General features: G+C 47.5%; 6 protein-coding genes. 3 read left to right on the top strand and 3 right to left on the bottom strand.

Annotated elements, in window-relative coordinates; all coding sequences use genetic code 11:
* Nucleotides 1-157: 157 nt before the first annotated feature.
* The 3 genes from H6G00_RS18545 (at nt 158) to H6G00_RS35515 (ending at nt 2,375) form a co-directional block, all read left to right on the top strand.
* Nucleotides 158-1,255, top strand: a complete 1,098-nt coding sequence (locus H6G00_RS18545; protein WP_190797880.1) for a hemolysin-type calcium-binding protein — start codon at nt 158-160, stop codon at nt 1,253-1,255.
* 119 nt (nt 1,256-1,374) lie between these two features.
* A complete protein-coding gene (locus tag H6G00_RS18540; RefSeq protein WP_242042355.1) occupies nt 1,375-2,088 on the top strand; it encodes an acetylserotonin O-methyltransferase in 714 nt (237 codons plus the stop codon).
* Nucleotides 2,055-2,375 (top strand): methyltransferase, encoded by a 321-nt coding sequence (locus H6G00_RS35515; RefSeq protein ID WP_190680236.1) that lies wholly within the window; start codon nt 2,055-2,057, stop codon nt 2,373-2,375. Before H6G00_RS18540 ends, H6G00_RS35515 begins: the two co-directional genes overlap by 34 nt.
* A 157-nt stretch (nt 2,376-2,532) precedes the next feature.
* On the opposite strand, the gene pstS is transcribed toward H6G00_RS35515, so the two are convergent.
* From pstS to H6G00_RS18525, 3 genes are all read right to left on the bottom strand, one after another.
* Entirely contained in the window at nt 2,533-3,591 is a 1,059-nt protein-coding gene (gene pstS / locus H6G00_RS18535) for a phosphate ABC transporter substrate-binding protein PstS (RefSeq protein WP_190797879.1), read from the bottom strand.
* A 49-nt stretch (nt 3,592-3,640) separates the two neighbouring features.
* Nucleotides 3,641-4,027, bottom strand: a complete 387-nt coding sequence (locus H6G00_RS18530; protein ID WP_190797878.1) for a nuclear transport factor 2 family protein — start codon at nt 4,025-4,027, stop codon at nt 3,641-3,643.
* Between the two features lie 84 nt (nt 4,028-4,111).
* A partial coding sequence (locus tag H6G00_RS18525) for an FAD-dependent monooxygenase (protein ID WP_190797877.1) occupies nt 4,112-4,627 on the bottom strand: 516 nt, incomplete at its 5' end.

The following is a 4,627-nucleotide window of genomic DNA, read 5'->3' as shown; positions in this document are numbered from 1 at the left end:
CTGGTTTACACTCTGGCTTTGTGAGATTAATCCAGTGCATTAACCAGTTCTCAGGATGGCTTCCTCATCCTGTGCCTCATCGATTTTCCTCCGCCTAGAGTGATGAAAGAGGGATATCTTCTACAACGACGGCACGACGCCAGAACTGATTGCGATTGTGGTAGGACTTTCACCCTCTACTCTCAGTCTTACAAACCCGAATCAGTTTACCTTTTCAGAGCAAGCACCACCAGTTACTTCAATTGTTTCGGGTACGTCGGATAATGACGTTCTTCTCGATCTCCCTGGAGACACGGTCATTAACTCACTAGGTGGCAATGATTCTATTGTCGGTACAATCGGTGATGGTAATGACACGATTAAGACAGGTAAGGGGGATGACACGGTCTTGGCAGGCGAGGGCGACGATCGCGTCGTGGGCGGAGCCGGAGTAGATTCTCTTCGAGGTGCGGCTGGAAACGATACGCTCAGTGGAGGAACTGGATCGGACACGCTGATCGGCGAAGCAGGCGACGATACCATCAATGGTGGCGATGGCAATGATTTCGTCTATGCTGATGACCTTGGTGATGGACTGACTTTTGGGACAGTGGGCAACAATCTCGTTAGGGGAGGAGCTGGAGATGACCAAATTATCGGTGGAGACGGGATTGATCTAATTTTTGGTGGAGATGGCAAAGAAGTCATGAATAGCGGTGCTGGAAATGACACCGTGTATGGGGGAGCAGGCAATGATCAATTCACTGGATTGACAGGAGACGATCGGGTTTATGGTGGTGATGGTAACGATCTTGTTGATGGTGGAGAAGGAAACGATCGGGTCTTTGGCGGCAAGGGCAACGATCTAATGTTGGGAACGAGCGTAATCAATTCTCAGCCAGCTTCCGATAATGGTCAGATTGATACCTTGACAGGCAATCTTGGGAGTGACACCTTTGTACTTGGAGCGGTCTTGCCTAATGGTACGAAATCTGTCTTTTACGATGACGATGATGCGTCTACGGCTGGAATAGGTGATTATGCCCTGATTGCTGATTTTAGTGCTCGTGGTAGTACTGCGGGAAAGGGCAGAGATATTATCCAGCTTATTGGTTCAGCCGCTAACTACTCTCTTGGTACCGTTCCCACCGATATCCCATGTGGCACAGGCATCTTCTACAACACTGGCACAACTTCAGAATTGATTGCGATCGTGGCAAGACTTTCGCCCTCCGATCTCAGTCTGAGTAACACGAATCAGTTCACGTTTATCTAGCAATCAAGATCGGAGTTGTTGCTTGCTAACGATTGTCGGCTAACCAGCTTTCTCAGGAATCATCTATGCTGCGAGCTTTAACTTGGTAGTACTTAAACTATCTCAAAGGTAAGAACGAAATGCGGCCTACACAGACATTACAGAAAATGATTGTGGGTTCCTGGATTTCACAGTCCATTTATGTGGCGGCTCAACTTGGCATTGCCGATCTACTCCAGCAGGGTGCCAAGCATTACGATGAATTAGCAACCACAACGGGTGTAGATGCACGATCGCTCTATCGGTTGCTGCGTGACCTTGCCAGCGTTGGTATCTTTGCTGAGAATCGGTCAGGTTACTTTAAGCTGACCCCGCTTGCTGAATGTTTGCAGAGCGATCGCAGTGACTCACTACGGGCTTACGCAATCAAGGCTGGTCAAGCTTGGGAATGGCAACCCTGGGGTCATTTGCTTGAAAGTGTAAAGACTGGAAAGCCTGTATTCAAGACTATCTTTGGTGTAGAGATATTTGATTACTTAGCTGACGACCCCGCTGCTGCCAAAATCTACAATCAGGCAATCAGCAGTTTTTCGGATAAACAAGATGCTGCGATCGCAGTGGGTTACGACTTCTCATCAGTCCGTAACTTAGTTGAAGTTGCAGGGGGACGTGGTACTCTGATTGCTTCTATTCTCAGGGCGAACCTGTCAATGGAGGGAACTCTATTTGATCTACCTTATGTGGTTGAAGAGGCTAGACCGCTGATTGAAGCGCTGGGACTGCTAAATCGTTGTCAATTGGTGGGAGGAAACTTCTTTGAATCAGTCCCCCAGGGGGAGACGCTTACCTGCTGAGATATATCATTCACGATTGGGATGATGAACGGGCGATCGCCATTCTGAAAAACTGCTATCAGGCAATGCAACCGAACGGCAAGCTGTTGCTCGTTGAAATGGTTATTCCTTCAGGCAACGAACCGTTTTATGGCAAACTCCTCGACTTGCAAATGCTCTTGAATTACGGCGGATGTGAACGCACTGAGGCTGAATATCAAACGCTGTTAAAAACGTCAGGCTTCTCATTGACAAAAATTATTCCCGTCGCACCTCCGGTAAGTGTAATTGAGGCGATTCGCGTGTAAATAACTTTTGTTGATCAAGGCAAAGCCGTAGAACGTGCCGCCACTTGAACCTTGAACAGAGAAGCCTTAGGCATCAGAGGGCAAGGAGGAGAATGTAGTCCTGCTTACCCTACCATTAGCTGGTTTTTGCGACACAACCCTTGTCACTGCCCCCTTCTCACTTACGCTCCGACAAGGCTTTTGTATTAACCAGGTCAATCACCTTGGCAGCAAGAGGGCGAGACAGCGGCGCGTATCCTGTTGCATCAGCAAGCATTCTGCCATCTTCCATGAGTGCCCATTCGATCAGGTCTTGCAGTGCCTCTTTTTGAGCTGGGTCGGGATAATTTTCATAGAGCAAAAGATACGTCAAACCAATGATCGGATAGGCATCTGCACTTTCTGGATCAGGCAAAAGAGTAACTAGATCACGAGTTGTTTCAATATTTTCTGTGGCATCTTCGGCTGCATTGGGCAAAGGTTCAATAAAGAAACCAGCTTTATTTTCTAGCGTTGCCATTGGTATATGGCTGCGCTCGGCATAGGCAAATCCGGTGTAGCCGATCGCCCCTTGCGTTTGTTCAATTGTTGCTGCAACGCCTGCATTACCTGGAGCCGCATTGCCTACAGTCCAGTCGACTGTCTGCCCTACACCTGCTGTCCAGTCAGGACAAACCTGATCCAGGTGATTAGTAAAATTGAATGTGGTACCGCTGTTATCCGAACGATGCACAAATGTGATTGGTAGATCAGGAAGTGACACCTCTGGGTTATCTCTGGCGATCGCAGCGTCATTCCAGTTTGTGATTTCACCTGTTGCAATGCCGCAGTATGCCTCACGTGAGAGCCGCAGTTCTTCTACATCTTGCAAGTTATACGCTAATACAATAGCGCTGCTGGCGATTGGCACTTGAATTAGCTCGCCTCGTTCATCTGGAAATTGAGCAATTTGCTGAGCTGTTAAGGGTACATCGGTGCTGCTAAAGTCAACTTCTTGATTGAGGAACTTTTCAATTCCTGCACCGCTGCCTACCGATTTATAACTCACTTCAACCTGAGGATTTTGTTGATGATATCGGTCAAACCACAATTCATAAAGAGGAGTCGGAAAGCTGGCTCCTGCACCGTTAAGGGAAACAGAAGGAGCCGTTTGGGTAGAGCAGGAAGCTAAACCTGCGATAAGTGAAATTAATGGGATCGGGGATACTAGGCGAAACAGTTTAAATTGCGTCAACATGGTAAATTTTTGGATAAATGGGTTTACTACCGGAATTCTGAAATTTGCACTAATTTTTAAGCACTTCGTTTGGAGCGATCGCACGATGCGGCATTAACGTATTGATATGGTGATTCAATCTGATGATGCGTCCATCCTTCATAAACCAGATGTGGGAAAACGGAACATTGCAAGGTTTTCCGGTTACTTTAGAGCGGCCCTGGTAATGCCCCAGAGCAATGATTGCATCACCTGTATCTAAGAGTTGTTCGGGTACATTTTTCCAGTCATGAAACTGCACAGCTAATTCAGCAGCCCATTCCTGTACTCTCTTTCGTCCCTGATAATGACTATCTGCGGGGAAGCTATCGGAAACTTTCCAATCTACATCGGGAGCAACGAGTTCAAAATTGAGCGTTTCATAAAATTCCCGAATGATTTCTAAATTTGTTTTCACCGTTAGTTCCTCATTACTGCAATTTGCTTGTCTTTTGAAAGACCATATATGCGTAATGCTGTGTCAATCTACGACAGTTATGTTTCATGAGGGACGAGGCGACGATCGCTTCACCTTGTTAATCCAGCCTCGGTGCAGGCTCAACACCTGGGAGTAGGGCAAATCGTAATCAACCACTAGATCGAACACAAACGGCTTCACCCACTGTGGAAACCATCGATGTAGGAATCGACTGATCTTCGATCGCAACAAATACTCAACGAATAACCGCTTCTGGCGTGGAAACGAGTAATTCGACAATTCTCTGAGTGCATGAGCATCGGGAACTCTTTGCTCAGAAAAGGCGGGTAAGACTAGCGCCCAATCATCCTCATACTGCTCCAACAACCGCTCAAGAATCAGGACATCCTCTAGTGAAGCATTGCATCCCTGCCCCAATGACGGTGAGACGGCATGAGCGGCATCTCCAATCAGCAGAATACTATCACCCTCATGGAAGCGATCGCACTGTACCGTTAACGCCTGCCCCACTGGACGCTGCCAGAACGCTTCTGCTTCCTCTGGTGACATCAACTGCCCAATCACAGGAAAGTTCTCTTG

The organism is Leptolyngbya sp. FACHB-541, assembly GCF_014695875.1.
GTDB lineage: Bacteria > Cyanobacteriota > Cyanobacteriia > Elainellales > Elainellaceae > JAAUTN01.
The sequence above is the reverse complement of the archived record's forward strand: the minus strand, read 5'-3'. Positions and strand labels throughout refer to the sequence as shown.

What these genes read in the sequence shown, in the direction of transcription:
- H6G00_RS18540 (WP_242042355.1), top strand. Translation starts at nt 1,375, where the DNA reads ATGCGGCCTACACAGACATTACAGAAAATGATTGTGGGTTCCTGGATT.
- pstS (WP_190797879.1), bottom strand. Translation starts at nt 3,591, where the DNA reads ATGTTGACGCAATTTAAACTGTTTCGCCTAGTATCCCCGATCCCATTA.